The sequence below is a fragment of the Bartonella sp. AA9NXGY genome, from assembly GCF_042196845.1.
Classification (GTDB): domain Bacteria; phylum Pseudomonadota; class Alphaproteobacteria; order Rhizobiales; family Rhizobiaceae; genus Bartonella.
On the sequence record NZ_JBHIRB010000113.1, the window covers coordinates 1 to 652 of the forward strand.

The window sequence follows — 652 nt, forward strand, 5'->3', positions numbered from 1 at the left end:
AACTATGGAAATCTTTCTCTACACCCTCAGGATGTTGAACAAAGCAAAAAAAGCGCATTTAATAAATGGTCTGTTGCTGCTTATGGAAATTTGCAGCATGATACCGGTTTTTATATGGATGGGGTGGTATCGTATGGTCTTTTTAAGGGTGATGTTTTGACCCTTGCACGGGGCAAGGTTGTGGCGTTAAAGGGTAAACAATTTAGCGGTTCTTTAACGAGTGGTAGAACGTTTGCAACAGGGTATAAAGGTGTTGTTTTTGATCCGCAGATTCAGGTTGTTTATCAGCATCTTCAGTTTAATCAGGCGCGTGATATTGATAATCTTGATGTTGATTTAGGAAAATTTTATCAATGGGTGGGGCGTGTTGGTGGGCGTTTAAGCAAGACGCTTAATGCTTCTGAAGAGGGACGTGAAGTTTCTTTTTATAGTAAGCTTTCTTATTTGCATAGTTTTGAAGATAAGCAATTCGTTTCTTTTAAAAACGATTTTCAGTTAGGTTCCTTTGGTTCTTCTTTGGAAGCAGGGGTTGGGTTTAATGCCCGTCTCTCATCAAAACTTTCTCTTCGTGGAGATGTCACTTATCAGCATAGATTTAAGAAAATTGGTTTTTCTGGAACGAGTTTCTCTGCTGGATTGCGCCACCTTTTTT

At 39.3% G+C, this 652-nt stretch carries 1 protein-coding gene; it reads left to right on the plus strand.

Features of this window, described 5'->3' with window-relative positions; translation table 11 throughout:
• Nucleotides 1-652 (plus strand): autotransporter outer membrane beta-barrel domain-containing protein (locus ACFIM6_RS10115; protein WP_375612698.1); only part of this gene is annotated, 652 nt, incomplete at both ends.